This is a genomic window from Streptomyces sp. NPDC101178, from assembly GCF_044767965.1.
GTDB lineage: Bacteria > Actinomycetota > Actinomycetes > Streptomycetales > Streptomycetaceae > Streptomyces.
This window is the reverse complement of record NZ_JBIWOZ010000002.1, coordinates 641,667-658,925: the sequence shown is the minus strand read 5'-3', so window position 1 is coordinate 658,925 and position 17,259 is coordinate 641,667. Positions and strand designations below refer to the sequence as shown.

Annotated in this window: 17 protein-coding genes; 12 read left to right on the top strand and 5 right to left on the bottom strand. The window is 71.7% G+C overall.

Features of this window, described 5'->3' with window-relative positions:
• The first annotated feature begins 10 nt into the window (after positions 1-10).
• Both ACIRR8_RS07100 and nudC read left to right on the top strand, forming a co-directional pair.
• Complete coding sequence (locus ACIRR8_RS07100) at positions 11-1,405, top strand: dipeptidase (protein ID WP_404060001.1); 1,395 nt, start codon at positions 11-13, stop codon at positions 1,403-1,405.
• Between the two features lie 88 nt (positions 1,406-1,493).
• Positions 1,494-2,450 carry an NAD(+) diphosphatase gene (gene nudC, locus ACIRR8_RS07095; RefSeq protein ID WP_404059999.1) on the top strand — a complete coding sequence of 319 codons (957 nt, stop codon included), beginning with the start codon at positions 1,494-1,496 and terminating at the stop codon, positions 2,448-2,450.
• A 57-nt stretch (positions 2,451-2,507) separates the two neighbouring features.
• On the opposite strand, the gene ACIRR8_RS07090 is transcribed toward nudC, so the two are convergent.
• Positions 2,508-2,762, bottom strand: coding sequence for a glutaredoxin domain-containing protein (locus ACIRR8_RS07090; RefSeq protein ID WP_237327839.1), 255 nt, complete (start codon positions 2,760-2,762; stop codon positions 2,508-2,510).
• A 248-nt stretch (positions 2,763-3,010) separates the two neighbouring features.
• Between ACIRR8_RS07090 and ACIRR8_RS07085 the strand changes: the two genes are divergently transcribed.
• From ACIRR8_RS07085 to ACIRR8_RS07065, 5 genes are all read left to right on the top strand, one after another.
• Positions 3,011-5,236: an ATP-dependent DNA helicase UvrD2 gene (locus tag ACIRR8_RS07085; protein WP_404059997.1), complete on the top strand. Its 2,226-nt coding sequence runs from the start codon at positions 3,011-3,013 to the stop codon at positions 5,234-5,236.
• Between the two features lie 166 nt (positions 5,237-5,402).
• Complete coding sequence (locus tag ACIRR8_RS07080) at positions 5,403-5,732, top strand: hypothetical protein (RefSeq protein WP_404059994.1); 330 nt, start codon at positions 5,403-5,405, stop codon at positions 5,730-5,732.
• A gap of 164 nt (positions 5,733-5,896) precedes the next feature.
• Positions 5,897-6,265 carry a WhiB family transcriptional regulator gene (locus ACIRR8_RS07075; protein ID WP_366387351.1) on the top strand — a complete coding sequence of 123 codons (369 nt, stop codon included), beginning with the start codon at positions 5,897-5,899 and terminating at the stop codon, positions 6,263-6,265.
• Positions 6,266-6,357: 92 nt separating this feature from the next.
• Positions 6,358-6,621: a hypothetical protein gene (locus ACIRR8_RS07070; protein WP_404059991.1), complete on the top strand. Its 264-nt coding sequence runs from the start codon at positions 6,358-6,360 to the stop codon at positions 6,619-6,621.
• A 139-nt stretch (positions 6,622-6,760) separates the two neighbouring features.
• Positions 6,761-6,964 (top strand): hypothetical protein, encoded by a 204-nt coding sequence (locus ACIRR8_RS07065; protein WP_404059988.1) that lies wholly within the window; start codon positions 6,761-6,763, stop codon positions 6,962-6,964.
• Positions 6,965-6,994: 30 nt separating this feature from the next.
• Here ACIRR8_RS07065 and ACIRR8_RS07060 read toward each other — a convergent pair whose 3' ends face one another.
• Together ACIRR8_RS07060 and ACIRR8_RS07055 are read right to left on the bottom strand one after the other, a co-directional pair.
• The gene (locus tag ACIRR8_RS07060) at positions 6,995-8,503 is read right to left on the bottom strand and encodes an ABC1 kinase family protein (protein ID WP_404059985.1); all 1,509 of its coding nucleotides are present in this window, start codon (positions 8,501-8,503) and stop codon (positions 6,995-6,997) included.
• Between the two features lie 64 nt (positions 8,504-8,567).
• Positions 8,568-9,704 carry a ThiF family adenylyltransferase gene (locus tag ACIRR8_RS07055; RefSeq protein ID WP_404059982.1) on the bottom strand — a complete coding sequence of 379 codons (1,137 nt, stop codon included), beginning with the start codon at positions 9,702-9,704 and terminating at the stop codon, positions 8,568-8,570.
• A gap of 308 nt (positions 9,705-10,012) precedes the next feature.
• On the opposite strand from ACIRR8_RS07055, the gene ACIRR8_RS07050 reads away from it, so the two are divergent.
• The 4 genes from ACIRR8_RS07050 (at position 10,013) to ACIRR8_RS07035 (ending at position 13,760) form a co-directional block, all read left to right on the top strand.
• A complete protein-coding gene (locus ACIRR8_RS07050) occupies positions 10,013-10,594 on the top strand; it encodes a M48 family metallopeptidase (protein ID WP_404059979.1) in 582 nt (193 codons plus the stop codon).
• A 120-nt stretch (positions 10,595-10,714) separates the two neighbouring features.
• A complete protein-coding gene (locus ACIRR8_RS07045; RefSeq protein WP_404059976.1) occupies positions 10,715-12,295 on the top strand; it encodes a TerD family protein in 1,581 nt (526 codons plus the stop codon).
• Between the two features lie 11 nt (positions 12,296-12,306).
• Complete coding sequence (locus tag ACIRR8_RS07040) at positions 12,307-12,987, top strand: AIM24 family protein (RefSeq protein WP_326703619.1); 681 nt, start codon at positions 12,307-12,309, stop codon at positions 12,985-12,987.
• 17 nt (positions 12,988-13,004) lie between these two features.
• Entirely contained in the window at positions 13,005-13,760 is a 756-nt protein-coding gene (locus ACIRR8_RS07035) for an AIM24 family protein (protein WP_404059973.1), read from the top strand.
• A 69-nt stretch (positions 13,761-13,829) separates the two neighbouring features.
• On the opposite strand, the gene ACIRR8_RS07030 is transcribed toward ACIRR8_RS07035, so the two are convergent.
• Complete coding sequence (locus ACIRR8_RS07030) at positions 13,830-14,372, bottom strand: NUDIX hydrolase (RefSeq protein WP_404059971.1); 543 nt, start codon at positions 14,370-14,372, stop codon at positions 13,830-13,832.
• The gene (locus ACIRR8_RS07025) at positions 14,369-15,826 is read right to left on the bottom strand and encodes a zinc-dependent metalloprotease (RefSeq protein ID WP_404059969.1); all 1,458 of its coding nucleotides are present in this window, start codon (positions 15,824-15,826) and stop codon (positions 14,369-14,371) included. The genes ACIRR8_RS07030 and ACIRR8_RS07025 overlap by 4 nt, the downstream gene beginning before the upstream one ends.
• 190 nt (positions 15,827-16,016) lie before the next feature.
• Here ACIRR8_RS07025 and ACIRR8_RS07020 point away from each other — a divergent pair, with 190 nt between their 5' ends.
• Positions 16,017-17,174 (top strand): SDR family oxidoreductase, encoded by a 1,158-nt coding sequence (locus ACIRR8_RS07020; protein ID WP_404059966.1) that lies wholly within the window; start codon positions 16,017-16,019, stop codon positions 17,172-17,174.
• Positions 17,175-17,259: the final 85 nt, after the last annotated feature.

The following is a 17,259-nucleotide window of genomic DNA, read 5'->3' as shown; positions in this document are numbered from 1 at the left end:
GCTCAAGAGCATGAGCGAGACCCCGGACAGCGCCGTCCGTACGTACACCGAACAGCACCGCGCCGCCTTCCTCGACGACCTCGCCGCGTGGCTGCGCATCCCGTCCGTGTCCGCGCAGCCGGAGCACGACGGGGACGTACGGCGCAGCGCCGAGTGGCTGAGCACCAAGCTCAAGGAGACCGGCTTCCCGGTCACCGAGATCTGGGAGACCCCCGGCGCCCCGGCCGTCTTCGCCGAGTGGCCCAGCGCGGACCCGGACGCCCCGGTGGTCCTGGTCTACGGCCACCACGACGTGCAGCCCGCCGCCCGCGAGGACGGCTGGGACACCGACCCGTTCGAGCCGGTGATCCGCGACGGCCGGATGTACGGACGCGGCGCGGCCGACGACAAGGGCCAGGTCTTCTTCCACACCCTCGGCGTCCGCGCCCACCTCGCCGCCACCGGCCGCACCACCCCCGCCGTGCACCTCAAGCTGCTGATCGAGGGAGAGGAGGAGTCGGGCTCGCCGAACTTCCGCGCCCTGGCCGAGCGGTACGCCGCCCGCCTCGCCGCCGACGCCGTGATCGTCTCCGACACCGGCATGTGGGACGAGGGGACGCCGACCGTCTGCACCGGCATGCGCGGCCTCGCCGAGTGCGAGATCGAGCTGCACGGCCCCGCCCAGGACATCCACTCCGGCTCGTTCGGCGGCGCCGTCCCCAACCCGGCCACCGAGACCGCCCGGCTGGTCGCCGCCCTCCACGACCAGGACGGCCGCGTCGCGATCCCCGGTTTCTACGACGGGGTCACCGACCTCACCGACACCGAGCGCGCCCTCTTCGCCCAGCTCCCCTTCGACGAGGCGACCTGGCTCCGTACGGCGAAGTCGCAGGCGGCCTCCGGCGAGGCCGGGTACTCCACGCTGGAGCGCGTCTGGGCCCGTCCCACCGCCGAGGTCAACGGCATCGGCGGCGGCTACCAGGGCTCCGGAAGCAAGACGATCATCCCGTCCTCCGCGATGGTGAAGATCAGCTTCCGCCTGGTCGACGGCCAGGACCCCGACCGCGTACAGGAGAGCGTCCGCACCTGGGCGGAGTCCCGCCTTCCGGCGGGCATCCGCCACCGGATCACGTTCCAGCCCGCCACCCGCCCCTGTCTGACCCCGCTGGACCACCCGGCCCTCCAAGCGGTGGCCCGCGCGATGGGCCGCGCCTTCGGCAAGAAGATCCTCTTCACCCGTGAGGGAGGTTCGGGCCCGGCCGCCGATCTCAGGGACGTGCTCGGCGCGCCCGTCCTCTTCCTCGGCATCTCCGTACCCTCCGACGGCTGGCACGCGCCGAACGAGAAGGTCGAGCTGGACCTGCTGCTGAAGGGCGTGGAGACGACCGCGTACCTGTGGGGCGAGCTGGCCACGGCACTCCGCTGAATCCGCTGCACACCTCCGCGAACATCCTCTGCACACCCTCCACGAACCTGTGCACACCCGATCCACCCAGGGGGAGTAGGAAGTACCTGTGAGCACCTTCGACAACGCCACCGCAGACCGCCCGATCGGCCTCACCGCGCCCAGCGGCATCGACCGCGCGGCGCACCACCGCCTCGACGAGGCGTGGCTGGCCGTGGCGTGGAGCCACCCGACGACCCGCGTCTTCGTCGTCTCCGGCGGGCAGGTGCTGATCGACGACACCCCCGAGGGCGGCACCGCGATCGTGATGACCCCGGCCTTCGAGGCCCCGGTCACCGAGACCCACCGCTACTTCCTCGGCACCGACGAGGAGGGCGTCAGCTACTTCGCGCTCCAGAAGGACTCGCTGCCCGGCCGCATGGATCAGTCGGCCCGCCCGGCCGGACTGCGCGAGGCGGGCCTGCTGCTCGGCCCCCGCGACGCGGGCCTGATGGTGCACGCGGTCGCCCTGGAGAACTGGCAGCGCCTCCACCGCTTCTGCTCCCGCTGCGGCGAACGCACCGTCATCGCGGCGGCCGGGCACATCCGCCGCTGCCAGGCCTGCGGCGCCGAGCACTATCCGCGCACCGACCCGGCGGTCATCATGCTCGTCACCGACGACCAGGACCGCGCGCTGCTCGGCCGCCAGGTGCACTGGCCCGAGGGCCGCTTCTCCACGCTCGCCGGATTCGTCGAGCCGGGGGAGTCGATCGAGCAGTCCGTGATCCGCGAGGTCTACGAGGAGGCGGGCGTCACCGTCGGCGAGGTCGAGTACGTCGCCAGCCAGCCGTGGCCCTTCCCCTCCAGCCTGATGCTGGGCTTCATGGCCCGGGCGACCTCCTCGGAGATCACCGTCGACGGCGAGGAGATCGAGGAGGCCCGCTGGTTCTCCCGCGAGGACCTCGCCGCCGCCTTCGAGTCGGGCGAGGTGATGCCTCCGTTCGGCATCTCGATCGCCGCCCGGCTGATCGAGCTCTGGTACGGGAAGCCGCTGCCGAGGCCGGGCAGCCTGAACCGCACGAACTGAACGGGACACACCCAGGCCCCCGGCATCAGCCGGGGGCCTGGGCAGAAGCTCGGGGCGTCAGGCGGCCAGAGCCTGCTTCACCTGGGCGAGCGACGGGTTCGTCATCACGGACTCGGTGCCGGCTTCGGAAACGATCAGCAGCGTCGGGACCGTCTGGTTTCCGCCATTCGCCTTCTCGACGAAGGCCGCCGAGTCCGCGTCGTGCTCGATGTTGACCTCGTTGTACGCGATGCCCTCGCGGTCCATCTGGCTCTTGAGCCGACGGCAGTAGCCGCACCAGGTCGTGCTGTACATCGTCACAGTGCCCGCCATGTCGGTGGCGCTCCCTTGTCTCGTCCGTCCCGCTGCGCGACCGGCAGCGTCACATGCGGCCCGGCGGCCTGCGCCGCCTTCCCGCACCGGGTGGAACGTACGGGAGGCGGCCACCATTCCCGCCACCGCACCGAAGCCGTCGTCCCCCCGTATCAGTGCGGCCGCCGCCGCCCGCATCAGTACGACGAATACCTCACCCCTGTGGACAACCGCCGCATCCGTCCCGTGGGACCTGGCAGCATGGCGGGGTGACAGCAGCAACGCACTCCACCCTCTTCCCGCAGGTTCCCGAGACCCCGGACGCCGTGCTCGACGGGCTCGACCCCGAGCAGCGCGAGGTGGCGCTCGCCCTGCACGGACCGGTGTGCGTGCTGGCCGGTGCGGGGACGGGCAAGACCCGCGCGATCACCCACCGCATCGCGTACGGAGTGCGGGCGGGCATCCTCCAACCCGCCACGATCCTCGCCGTCACCTTCACCAACCGGGCCGCCGGCGAGATGCGCGGACGGCTCCGGCAGCTCGGCGCGACCGGCGTCCAGGCGCGGACGTTCCACTCCGCGGCGCTCCGGCAGCTCCAGTATTTCTGGCCGAAAGCAGTCGGCGGCGAGCTGCCCCGGCTGCTGGAGCGGAAGGTGCAGCTGGTCGCCGAGGCGGCCGCCCGCTGCGAGCTCCGGCTCGACCGCAACGAGCTGCGTGACGTCACCGGCGAGATCGAATGGGCCAAGGTCACCCAGACCGTCCCCGCCGACTACCCGGCCGCCGTCGCCAAGACCCAGCGGGACGCCCCGCGCGACCCGGCGGTCCTGACCCAGATCTACTCCGCGTACGAGCAGCTCAAGCGCGACCGCTCGGTGATCGACTTCGAGGACGTGCTGCTGCTGACCGTCGGCATCCTCCAGGACCGCCAGGACATCGCCGACCACGTGCGCGGCCAGTACCAGCACTTCGTCGTCGACGAGTACCAGGACGTGAGCCCGCTCCAGCAGCGGCTGCTCGACCTGTGGGTCGGAGACCGGGACAACCTCTGCGTCGTCGGCGACGCCAGCCAGACGATCTACTCCTTCACCGGTGCCACCCCCGACCACCTGCTGAACTTCCGCACCCGCCACCCCGGCGCGACGGTGGTCAAGCTGGTCCGCGACTACCGCTCCACCCCTCAGGTCGTCCATCTCGCCAACGGTCTGCTGAGCCAGGCCCGCGGCCGGGCCGCCGACCACCGTCTTGAGCTGGTCTCGCAGCGCGACAAGGGACCCGAGCCGGTCTACGCGGAGTACCCCGACGAGCCCCACGAGGCCGAGGCGACCGCCCGGCGCATCCGCGACCTGATCGCGGCAGGTGTCCCGGCCGGAGAGATCGCCGTGCTCTACCGGGTCAACTCCCAGTCCGAGGTCTACGAACAGGCCCTGGCGGACGCGGGCGTGCCCTACCAGCTGCGTGGCGCCGAGCGGTTCTTCGAGCGGGCCGAGGTCCGCGAGGCGGGCACCGCCCTGCGCGGCGCCGCCCGCGCCGGGCGCAACGACCGCCTGCTCGACGGGGCGGAGGGGCTGCCGTCCCAGGTGCGGGCGGTGCTCTCCACGAAGGGCTGGACCACCCGCCCGCCCGCCGGATCGGGTGCGGTGCGCGACCGCTGGGAGTCGCTGGCTGCGCTGGTGCGCCTCGCGGAGGACTTCGAGGCGGCCAGGCCGGGGGCGACCCTGACCGACCTGGTCCGTGAGCTGGACGAGCGGGCCGCCGCCCAGCACGCCCCGACGGTCCAGGGGGTCACGCTGGCGTCGCTGCACGCGGCGAAGGGGCTGGAGTGGGACGCGGTGTTCCTGGTCGGCCTGACCGAGGGCATGATGCCGATCGCCTACGCCAAGACCGACGAGCAGGTCGAGGAGGAGCGCCGCCTGCTGTACGTCGGCGTCACCCGCGCCCGCCTCCACCTCTCGCTCTCCTGGTCCCTGGCGCGCTCTCCCGGCGGCCGGGCGAACCGCAGGCCGACCCGGTTCCTGAACGGGCTGCGCCCGGGCTCCACGGCGGTCGGCGCCCGGGGCGGCGCCGGAGGCGGCGGCGGTATCGACCGGGGCACCGGCCGGGCCGCCGCCGCGGCGGCCGGGCGGACCGAGGCGGTCGCGCCCAGGACCCGGCAGACGGCACGGTGCCGGGTCTGCCGCCGGCCCCTCACCGACGCGGGCGAGATGAAGCTGATGCGGTGCGAGGAGTGCCCGTCCGACATGGACGAGGCGCTTTACGGCCGGCTGCTGGACTGGCGCGCCGGCCAGGCGGCCCGGCTGAGCCAGCCGGACTACTGCGTCTTCACCGAGAAGACCCTGATGGCCATCGCAGAGGCCGTGCCGTCCACCGAGGGCGAGCTGGTCGTCATCGCCGGCGTCGGGAACCGGAAGCTGACCCGTTTCGGAGCCGACGTACTCGCCATCTGCGCAGGTGAGACGGTTGGTGAGGGGACTGAGGAGGGCGGCGCGGCGGACTGAGAAAAACTCGTCCAGAAAATAGTTTGCGCCCGCCCCAGTCGTCACCATAGGTTCTTAACCACGGGAACAGCGACTTCTCTGAAGCCCTGAATCCGTGCTGTACTTACCCGAATACGCGCGACCGGCTCCGGCCGGTCACCCTAGACGCCGAGAGGAGGCGATTGAAGTGATCAGCATCATCGAAACCCAGAAAATGACCGGTCTTTCGGTCGTCTCCGCCTGCTCGCTCGGCCTCACCCGCTCCTCGGCTGCTTCGCTCCGCGCCACCGGTCTGTCCGGCATCTCCGCCGTCAGCCCGCTGTCCCTGGCGAACCTCCCCGTGATGCGGGAGCGCAATGAGCGACCGATCGAGGCACCGGCGGCAGCAGTAGCGAAGGATGCACAGGCTCAGGCCTATGCCTTTGCGGCAGCCGGTGCCGGAGCCGAGAAGAAGACGCAGCAGCACCACACGATGTGGGCCTTCCGTGGGCCTGAACCCTGGAGCGATCCAGCCTGATGCAGCATCAGGCCGGCGCCTCAGGGCCGCGGAACCCCACTCGGGATCCGCGGCCCTTTTGTTTTGTCCGAACGGACGGAACATGCCCTAGGCGCCTCGGACCAGCAGTACCAGCCGCCAATCGGCCAACAGGCCGGCACGACCAGACGAGGACACCACCCACCGTGCAACTCGAAACGCACGCCCCGTCAGTACCGCAGTCCGACTTGATCTCCCCGCCCGGCTCCACGGAGGACTCCACCTTGCTCCCCCTCACCGCGCTCACCGCGCTCGACGACGCCATCGAGAACCTCGGCGTACCCGTCCCCTGCCGCTCGTACGACCCGGAGGTCTTCTTCGCCGAGTCCCCGGCCGACGTCGAATACGCCAAGTCCCTCTGCCGGACCTGCCCGCTCGTCGAGGCCTGCCTCGCCGGTGCCAAGGAGCGGCGCGAGCCGTGGGGTGTCTGGGGCGGCGAGCTCTTCGTCCAGGGTGTCGTCGTTGCCCGCAAGCGGCCGCGTGGCCGTCCGCGCAAGAACCCGGTCGCAGCGTGATCGCCGGCTCCGCCGTCCCCGCCCCCACGCGGTGGCTGCGCCAAGGAACCATCGACCGCCCGCAGACCCATGACCCCCGGAATCAGGCACCAATGATCACCCCCACGCAGGAGCCCGTCGGCTCCGCAACCCCCGACGTCACCATCATCGGCGCGAACGACTCGCGTCAGAACAGGACCCGCGAGATGCAACTCATCCCCGAAGCCCTGGCTCGTGCGCATATGCACGACCGCCTGCGGGAGGCCGAGGTGGACCGCCAGGCGGTGCGCCTCGTCACCGCCCGCCGGATGCAGCGCCGAGCGGAGCGCGCCTCGCTGCGTGCCCGCCGGGCGCTGGCCATGGCCGTCATGCACTGATGGCCGGAACGCATTGAGAGGCCCGGTCTCTCCGCTCCACGCCGGAGCACCACCACACCCCACCGCGGGGCCGTCCGACGAGGGCGGCCCCGCGGTGCGTTGTGCTGCCGGGTTCCGGAGACGGGGATATCGTCACGAGGTGGACGAGGACACGCATCCCCCCGGACAACCCGCCATCGGACCGGTGGTCTGCGCCCGCTGCGGCACCGCCGCCGAAGGCGACACGGCCCCGGTGACCTGGCTTTCCTCCGTGGAGGACGGCCGCCTCCTCCACTTCTGCGAGACCTGCGCCCGCCTCCACATCAGAGCGATCGAGAGCCGCCTCGACTCCCTCTGGTGGTGACCCGGCTGCTACGTGCCGGGGGCGACCCGGCTACGCGTCGCCCCGCGGGTCCTTCTCCGGTTCCTCGCCCTGCGGTGCGTACTCGGCCTCCTCGTTCTCCTCGGCCTCCTCGTTCTCCTGGGCCTCCGCGACGAACCCCGGCAGCCACGCTTCGAGTTCGTCCCGCAGCCGCACCGCCGACCCGAGCTGGCACAGCACCCCGATCGTGCTGAGCGTGACCCGGTGGATCAGGAGGTACGACGGCGGGAGGTTCAGCTGCCTGCCGAGCTGGTGGGCGGGGGAGCGCGGGTCGGCTATCCGGCCCGCCTGGTCCCGCAGCCAGCCCCGGGTGAAGGTGAACTCCTCCAACTGCGCCGGTTCGATGATCGGGAGCAGGTAGTCGAGCACCTCGTCCGGCTCCAGATCGACCGACTCCTTCACGAAGCCCTCGTCACGCAGCAGCCCGTACACCCCCGCCGCGTCGCCCTCCAGCGTCATCCGCAGGGATTCACCGATGGTCCCCGGCAGCCCGCCCGGCAGCCGGTCCACCGTCCCGAAGTCCAGCACCCCCAGCCGCCACGCACCAGCCTCGGCACCCTCTTCGTCCGAGACCTCCGAGACCTCCGGGATCTCCTGGTCGTCCGAGGCCTCCGAGGTGTCCCGGACGTCCGGTGCCTGCGCCGCCGCCGGCAGCAGCCGGAAGTTGCCCGGGTGCGGGTCGGCGTGGAGCAGACCGGTGCGGGCCGGACCCGAGAAGAGGAAGCGCGCCAGCAGCTGCCCGGCCCGGTTCCGCTGCTCCGCCGTACCGTCCGCGATCACGTCGGCCAGCGGGACCCCGTCCATCCACTCCGTCACCAGCACCTGGTCGGACTGGTGCACCACCTCCGGGATCACCACATCGGGATCGTCCGCGAACTCCTCCGCGTGGACCCGCTGGGCCTCCGCCTCCAGCTCGTAGTCCAGCTCCTCCGACACCCGGTCGCGCATCTCCTTGATGAGCGGCTTGATGTCCATCCCCGGGACCAAGGGGCCGAGCAGCCGGGCGAAGCGGCTGAGCTGGGTGAGGTCCGAGAGCAGCGCCTCGCCCGCACCCGGATACTGCACCTTCACGGCGACCTCCCGGCCGTCGTGCCACACCCCCCGGTGCACCTGCCCGATCGACGCGGCGGCCGACGGCTTGTCCTCGAACTCCAGGAAATACTCGCGCCAGTCCTCGCCGATCCGCTCCGCCAGCACCGCGTGGACCGTGGCGGTGGGCAGCGGCGGCGCGGCCTCCTGCAGTTTGGTCAGCGCGGCCCGGTACGGCCCCGCCACCTCCTCGGGCAGCGCCGACTCGAAGACGGAGAGCGCCTGGCCCAGTTTCATGGCCCCGCCCTTCAGCTCGCCCAGGGTCTTGAACAGCTGGTCCGCCGTGCGCTGCTGCACCTCCCGGGCGACCAGCTCGGCGGACCTGCCACCGATCCGCTTGCCCAGACCCCAGGTGGCACGGCCGGCGAAGCCGAGCGGGAGCGCGGCCAGCTTGGCCGTACGCGTAACCGCCTTCCGGGGAAGATCAGACATGTGCCCCTCCAGTTCCCAGACTGCCGTGCCGCTCGGGCCGCCGGTGTCTCTCCGGCGGCGGCGGTCACCCAGCCATTGTGTCCTGCGCCGGAACGGGGCCGGAGCCCCCTTCCCCTTCGGCCCGCGTCACCGCTCCGCACGAGCAGTCGGCATGCGGGCCGATCCGCTCGCTCCGCCAGTCCAGCAGCGGCAGCGCGGCCTCCCAGCGTGCCCCGGTGCTCGCCGGCAGCTCCCCGTCCAGGAAGGACAGGGCATGGGCCGCTGCGAGACCGGCGACCGCCGTGGCCAGCCCCAGATCGCAGGCGGGCACCACGCCCCGCCGACCCGAACGCCACTGCGCCAGCATCCGGGGCCACTGCGCATCCCGGTCCGCGCGGTGCAGCTCCAGACACCCCGCGCACCCGGTCCCGCCCGGAAGCACCAGCGGGCCGACCACTCCGGTGGCCTCGATGACGCCCGCATAGAGGTGAGGCGTGCCGGACGCGATCCAGGGAGCCGCGGTGTCCGGGACCGGCGCGTACACCGAGAGGCCGTCCCGGGGCGCGACGACGATCAGCGACAGCCCGGGCACCCCTTCGCCCGCGCCCCGCTCCTCCCCGGCCGACCGGGGCGCGGGCCCGGCGGCGGCCCGGCGGACCAGCCGGCGGGCCGCCACATCGCGCCGTTCCCCCACGGCGGCGGGCGGCAGCCCCGCCGGCGCCACGTCCCCCGGCTCGGTCCGGCCCCCGTCCAGCACCTCCACCTGCCCCACACCGGACCCGGACAGCACCGCGGCGATCGACGCACCGACCCGCCCCGCGCCCCGCACCTGGACCCGCATCGCCCGCCGGGCCGCCATCCGCCGCAGCCCCTCGCCCGGACCGGGGTGGACGACGGAGAGCGAGGCCACGTCAGGACGTTGACGCTCCATCACCTCGGCCCGGTGGCGCAGGACATCCGCCTGCGTTCCCGCCGACCGCGGATCGTCGAGAAGGCCCGCCTCCGTCAGCCGCCCTACCAGGAGGTCCACATGACGGTCCGACAGGTCCAGGGCCCGGGCCTCCTCGCGCAGCAGCGGCAGGCCGCGCGTTCCGTCGAGCAGTTCCAGAAAGCTTCCCGTCGCGATGTCCACCGGACCCAGTGTCACGGCGTGCGCGGGTGTCACCCCGAATTGCACGGTGTTCCGTCCGCGCCATGCCCGGCGCAGCGCGGGCTTCAACATCGGATGCGGGACTTCTCCCCCGAGTCGCACGGCTTTCCCCCGATCGGTGTCGTGACCGCGTGCCCGGGAGGATTCCCGGCCGCGTCGAGCCATTGCCAGAATGCGCGCCCGGGGCGAAGCGTGCGCGGAGTTATCCACAGGTAGCGGGATTAGTCATTCAATAATGCTTCTCATGGTGCGAAGTGAGGTGCGGGGAGTGGAGAGGATCGGTGGCGAACGCACCCGGAGTCGGGACTTCCTCCACTGACAGCGGGTAACGTCGAGGCGTGCCCGCAGACCCGTCACCCGGCGTCGCCGGGGAGATTCCCATGCGCAGCGCCGTGAGCCGCCAGCCCGGCGCGGCCGCTCGTGCGCCCCGCGCCCCGGCGACCAGCGCGGTCGAGGTCCGCAGAAGCACCCGGCGCAGGAAATCGGTCTCCGCCTACCGGGAGGGCGGCCGAACGATCGTGCTCATCCCCGCCCGGATGTCGGAGGCGGAGGAGCGGCGCTGGGTCGGCGTGATGCTCGACAAGCTCGCGGCCCAGGAGAGCAAGCGGGTCCTCGGCGACACCGAGCTCACGGAGCGGGCCGAGCGGCTGTCCGCCCAGTACTTCGACGGCCGGGCCCGGCCCGCATCGGTCCGCTGGGTGACCAACCAGAACACCCGCTGGGGCTCGTGCACCCCGGCCGAGGGCAGTATCCGCCTCTCGCACCGGCTCCAGGGCATGCCGGAGTACGTCGTCGACTACGTACTCCTCCATGAGCTGGCCCATCTGCTCGTCCCCGGCCACGGGCCGGGGTTCTGGCGGCTGCTGGAGGCGTATCCGCGTACCGAGCGGGCCCGTGGCTACCTCGAAGGGGTGGTGGCGGCCGACCAGCTGCCCCGCCCGCCGGCCGCACCCGAGGAGTGAGCCCGGCGGGACGCCACAGGTGGTTCTGTACCGGGTGTGTACCGGCTTGGCCGGATGTCGCGGTTTGCGGTTAGCCTGACGCGACGCATTCACCTTCGGGATGGGGGACGGTCGTTACGTATGGCCAGGGAATTCCAACGAGGCCACAAGGCCAAGATCAGTGATCTCACACCAGGGACAGATCTGTACGTAGGTGTGCAGATCGCCGCCCCTGGACTGACCTTCGACATCAGCTGCTTCGGCCTGGATGCCGACGAACAGCTCTCGGACGACCGGTACTTCATCTTCTTCAACCAGCCGAAATCGCCCGAGGAATCCATTCAGCTGCTCGGTCCGCAGTCCGGTGACACCGAGTCCTTCCGCGTCACGCTCGACCGCATCCCGGCCGCCATCCACAAGCTCTCCTTCACCGCGACGCTCGACGGTGCCGGACAGATGTCGCAGGTCGGCCCCGGGTACATCCGGATCGTCGCGGGCGGCGAGGAAGTGGTCAGATACGCCTTCACCGGGTCGGAGTTCACCACCGAGCGCGCGGTGATGCTCGGTGACTTCTACCTGAAGGACGTCTGGCGCTTCGCCGCCGTCGGCCAGGGCTTCGACGGCGGTCTCGACGCGCTCCTGAGGAACTTCGGCGGCGAGGTCGCCGAAGAGGAAGAGGCGCCGGCCGCCCCGCAGGCTCCACCCGGGTTCGCCCCGCCGGCCCAGGCCACCGCGCCCCCGGCCTTCGCGGCACCACCCGCCGCCCCCCAGGCCCCGCAGCCCGCGCCGTCCTTCGGCGCCCCGCCCGCGCCCAGCCCCGCGCCGCAGCAGCCGATGCACGCCGCGCCCACGATCGCGGCCCCGCTCACCCCGCAGGCGCCCCCGGCCCCGTCCCCGTACGGCCAGCCCGGACACCAGCCCTCGCAGCCCCAGTTCGGCCAGGTCCCAGGCCAGCAGAGCGCCCCGCCCACACCGCCCTACGGCCAGCCCGCGCCCGCCCCCTTCGGGCAGCAGCCCCCCGGCGGACCGCACGGCGTGCCCCAGGGTGCTCCGGCGGCCGGCCCCGGTCTCCACGCGGCCCTCCAGCTGTACAAGGAGACGCCCACCGGCCAGCGCTGGACCCCGCAGAACAAGCAGCTCATGCGCGTCGACCTGACGATGGGCGGCGCCGGCGTGCTGGCCCGCCAGGGCAGCATGGTGATGTACCAGGGCAAGGTCGACTTCGGCTACAAGGGCGCCGGCTTCGTCGGCCGCGCCGTGGGCAACGCCACCGGCCAGGAGATGCAGCTGATGCGCTGTACCGGCCGTGGCCAGGTGTTCCTCGCCGAAGAGGGCTCGTATCTGCACCCGATCGAGCTCCAGGGCGACGCCATCTGCGTCTCCGCCGAGAGCGTCCTCGCCTTCGACGAGTCCCTCCAGTACGAGATCCGCCGCGTCGAGGGGCACGGCATTCCCGGCGGCGCGCTGTTCACCATGCAGTTCCAGGGCACCGGCACCGTGATCATCAAGACCCACGGCACCCCGGTCGTCCTGCCGGTCACCCCCACCACGTTCGCCGACTGCAACGCGGTGGTCGCCTGGTCGGCCGCCTCCCAGGTGATCGTCTCCAGCCAGGTCCGGCTGCGCCGCAACGCGTACCCGGGACACAGCGGCGAGACCGTGAACCTCCAGTTCCGGGGAGCGCCCGGCAACTTCATCGTCGTCCAGCCCTACGAGGTCTGAGGGAGCCCGTCATGAACCAGCAACTCGCGGGCTTCGCCCCGACCCCCGTCACGGCCCGGATGGAGAACCACGGCTCGGCCATGCTCAAGGTCGCCATGGCCTCCGGGCAGGACCTCTACGCGCGCACCGGCTCGATGGTGGCGTACGAGGGGTTCATCCAGTACGAGCCCAATCCGCCCGCCGCCCGGCAGGTCGCCTCCCAGTGGATCACCGGCGAGGGCGCACCCGTGATGAAGTGCTCCGGCGACGGATTGCTCTACCTCGCCGACTACGGTGCCGACGTCGTCGTCATCAACCTGAACAACGAGGCCATCTCGGTCAACGGCACCAATCTCCTCGCCTTCGACGCGCACCTCACCTGGGGCGTCGAGAAGGTCAAGGGGATGGCCAAGTTCGCCGGACAGGGGCTGTGGAACGTCGTCGTCCAGGGCACCGGATGGGTCGCCATCACCTCCCGGGGCACGCCGATCGTCGTCGACTGCGGACGCGGCGACGACGAGACGTATGTCGACCCTGATGCCCTGGTCGCCTGGTCCACCAACCTCAAGGTGAAGGGCAAGCGCAGCTTCAAGGCCGGTGCGCTGATCGGCCGCGGCAGCGGGGAGGCGTACCAGATGGCCTTCTCCGGGGAGGGCATCGTCGTCGTCCAGCCGAGCGAGGACAGTACGGACCGCCTGCGGATCCGGAACTGAGGGGAGGGAAACACACCATGCAGAGTCCGCTTTTCAACTACACCGAGCAGCAGTCCCAGGACCGCTACACGATCCAGAACCCGCAGCTCCTGCGGGTGGCGCTGACCGGGCAGAACGACATTCTGGCCCGCAAGGGCGCCATGGTCGCCTACCAGGGTCTGATGGACTTCGACGGCGAGTACCAGTCGCAGGGCCAGCGGCGCGCCCGCGCGCACACCGGTGAGGGCCTCGACCTGATGCGGGTGTCCGGCCAGGGGACGGTCTTCTTCGCCAACCTCGCCCAGTACATCCATGTCGTGGACGTCGACCGCGAGGGCATGACCGTGGACAGCTCCTACGTCCTCGCGCTCGACTCCTCGCTGCACACCGAGGTCATCGCGGTGGACAGCCAGTACGGGATCTCCGGCAGCGGCAAGTACCAGCTCAACATCACCGGCACCGGCAAGGTCGCCCTCATGACCTCCGGCCAGCCGCTGATGATGCAGGTCACGCCCGAGAAGTACGTCAACGTGGACGCCGACGCCATCGTGGCCTGGTCCAGCGCCCTGCGGGTGCAGATGCAGGCCCAGACGCACTCCAGCGGGGTCTTCCGGCGCCGCGGCAACACCGGCGAGGGCTGGGAGCTGAGCTTCCTCGGCCAGGGCTTCGCGCTGGTGCAGCCGAGCGAGGTCATGCCCCCGCAGAACGCCCAGATCGGCCAGGGCGCCCGCGCCCAGTTCGGCATGGGCCAGCACGGCTCGCACGGCCAGAACCAGAACAACGCCTGGAACTGACCTCCACCCGCAGAGCACAGCGGTAAGGGGCGGCCTCTACGGAGGCCGCCCCTTACGCGTATCCACCCGCTACAGCCGCGCGCGCGTCGCCTCCAGCAGCCGTACGACCGAGGCGTCGGCCACCGATGCCACGTCCTCGTAACCGAACCAGCGCAGCTCCAGGGACTCCTCGCTGATCCGCTCCGCCGCTCCGGCCGGGGCCAGCGCCGCGTACTGCACGTCCAGGTGCCAGTGGCACGGCGACGGGATCGGGTGCCGGTCCAGCCGGACCGGGCCCCCCGGCAGCAGGGTGAGCCCGGTGATGCCGGACTCCTCCGTCGCCTCGCGGAGCGCGGCGGCCTCCAGGGTGGCGTCCTGCTCCTCGCAGTGCCCGCCCATCTGGAGCCACATCCGGAGCTTGCGGTGCAGGGTGAGCAGCACCTTCTCCCGTTCGGGATCGATCACCAGCGCGCTGGCCGTCAGATGCCCGGCCCCGCACGCCTTCCACATGCCGTCGGCGTGGAGCGCCAGATGGTCCAGATAGGCCTGGCGCAGCTCAGCCTGGCCACCACCGGCCTCGCCCTCGGGGGCGTAACCCTTCAGCACGAGGACGGCGTCGTCGTGCAGCGTCACCGGTCGCGGCCGTCCTTGCCGTCCTCCGTGCCGCCCTCGCCCTTGTCCTCGTCGCTCTCCTTGGCCTCGGAGGCATCGGAAGGCTTCTGCGGGCCCTTCGCCGCCTCGCCGAGCATCTTGTCCAGCTCGGAGAAGTCGGCCTGCTCGTGGTGGACGAAGCCGTCCGGGTCGTCCAGGTCGTGCGCGGTCGGCAGCATGTCCGGATGCGCCCACAGGGCGTCGCGGCCCTCCAGGCCCCGGGCGTCGGTGAGCGAGGCCCACAGCCGCGAGGCGTCCCGCAGCCGGCGCGGGCGCAGCTGGAGACCGATGAGCGTCGCGAACGTCTGCTCGGCCGGACCACCGGAGGCACGGCGCCGGCGCATCGTCTCGCGCAGCGCGTCCGACGAGGTCAGCCGGGACTTCGCGGCCTCATGGACCACCGCGTCCACCCAGCCCTCGACGAGCGCCAGAGCCGTCTCCAGACGGGCCAGGGAGGCCTTCTGCTCCGGCGTGTCCTCGGGCTGGAACATGCCCTGCTGAAGCGCGTCCTGCAGCTGCTCGGGGTTGGCGGGGTCGAACTGGCCGACCACGTCCTCCAGCTTGCTCGTGTCGACCTTGATGCCGCGCGCGTACGACTCGACCGCGCCGAACAGGTGCGAGCGCAGCCACGGCACATGGGCGAAGAGCCGCTGGTGGGCGGCCTCGCGCAGCGCCAGATACAGCCGCACCTCGTCCTGCGGGACGCTGAGGTCCTTGCCGAACTGCGCCACGTTCAGCGGGAGCAGCGCGGCCTTGCCCGCCGGGCCCAGCGGCAGCCCGATGTCCGTCGACCCGACTACCTCACCGGCCAGCGTGCCCACGGCCTGCCCGATCTGCTGGCCGAACATGGCGCCGCCCATCGACCGCATCATGCCGATCAGCGGGCCCGCCATGGCCTGCATCTCCTCGGGCAGCACATCGCCCATCGCCAGGCCCACCCGCTCGGCCACCGGGTCGACCAGCTGCCGCCAGGCCGGCAGTGAGGCCTCGACCCACTCCGCGCGGCTCCACGCCACGGTGGAGACCGAGCCGGAGGGCATCGACGTCACGCCGTCCAGCCAGAGATCGGCCAGCCGTAGCGCCTCGTCGACCGCCGTCCGCTCGGACGGGCCGACACTGGCGTCCTTGGTGCCGTCGGCCGTGCCCTGCGAGACGGTCTGGCGCGCGATCTGCTTGGCCATGTCCCAGTTCACGGGACCGCCCTCGTAGCTCAGCATCTGGCCGAGCTGCTGGAAGGCCGCACCGAGATCGTTCGGATTCATGGAGCCGAACATTGCGGCGAACGGGTTGTCCCCGCCGGCCCCCGGCCCGAAACCGAACGGGTTTCCCGGCCCGCCCGCGCCCTGCCCACCTTCGGTGGGGTCCTTCTTCTTGCCCTCGTCGCCGTTCTCCGGCTCCTCCGGCGGAAGGCCGAATCCGAATGGGGTGTCACTCACGGGTTTCCTCGGCTCGTAGGGCCGCCGGCTCGAACCGACGGCGACTGCCCGACATCACCATCCAGCGTAGACACCACGCCCGCTTCGGGCCTCAGTGCTCCGCCGACTCCCGGCCTGCGGCAGGATGGACGCCACCTGGTACGTACGCGTCATTCGGGTACGTACTGAAGACAACCGCTGGAGACGCCCGGTGAGTTCCCCAGATCCGCAGGTTCGCGCAGCGCGAAACCTGACCGACCCGTCGCCCGAGAGCACACCCGAGAAGAAACGCCCCAGGAACCCCAGGAACCGGGGTCCCGTCGTCGCGGTCACCGGTGCCGCGACCGGCGTCGGCGAGCTGCTGACCGCCCACCTCGCCGCATCCGACGAGATCAAGCAGGTCATCGCGATCGACGAACGCCGCGGAGAGGTCTCCGAGGCGACCTGGCACATCCTGGACGTCCGCGATCCGGCGATCGCGGAGAAGCTGCGCGGCGCGGACGTCGTCGTGCACCTGGCCCTCGATCTCGACCTGGAGACCGACCCCGCCGCCCGCACCGCTTACAACGTGCGAGGCACCCAGACCGTGCTCACCGCCGCGGCCGCCGCCGGGGTCCACCGGGTCGTGCTGTGCACCTCCGCGATGGTCTACGGGGCGCTCGCCGACAACGACGTGCCGCTCTCCGAGGACGCCGAGCTGCGTGCCACCGCCGAGGCCACCGGGGTCGGCGACCTCCTGGAGATCGAACGCCTCGGCCGCCGCGCGCCCCGCGCCCACCCCGGGCTCAACGTCACCGTCGTACGCCCCACCGTCCTGGTCGGCGGCACCGACACCGCACTGACCCGCTACTTCGAGTCGCCGCGTCTCCTGGTTGTCGCCGGTTCCCGGCCCACCTGGCAGTTCTGCCATGTCGACGACCTGGTGACGGCCCTGGAGTACGCCGCGCTGGAGAGGATCGACGGCGAGTTCGCGGTCGGCTGCGACGGCTGGCTCGAACAGGAGGAGGTCGAGGAGCTCAGCGGTGTACGCCGGATGGAGCTGCCCTCCGCCGTCGCCCTGGGGGCCGCCGCGCGGCTGCACCGCATCGGTCTCACCCCGTCCCCGGCCGGGGACCTGGCGTACACGATGCACCCCTGGGTGGTCAGCGTGAGCCGGCTGCACGACGCGGGATGGCGGCCGCGGTGGACCAACGAAGAGGTCCTGGGCGCGCTCCTGGAAGAGGTCGAGGGACGCCACACCGTCGCCGGACGCCGCCTCGGCCGAAAGGACGCCACCGCCGTCTCCGCCACCGCCGCCGGGGCCACCGTCGCCCTGCTCGGCACGGCCGCCCTGGTCCGCCGCGCCCGCAAGGCCCGCCGCCGCATCTGACCGCGTCCACAGGGCCCCGGCAGCCGTCTGTAGGAGGCTCCAACGCGGCCGGGCGTCCGCCGGTCGAACAGGCAATTCCGTGTTG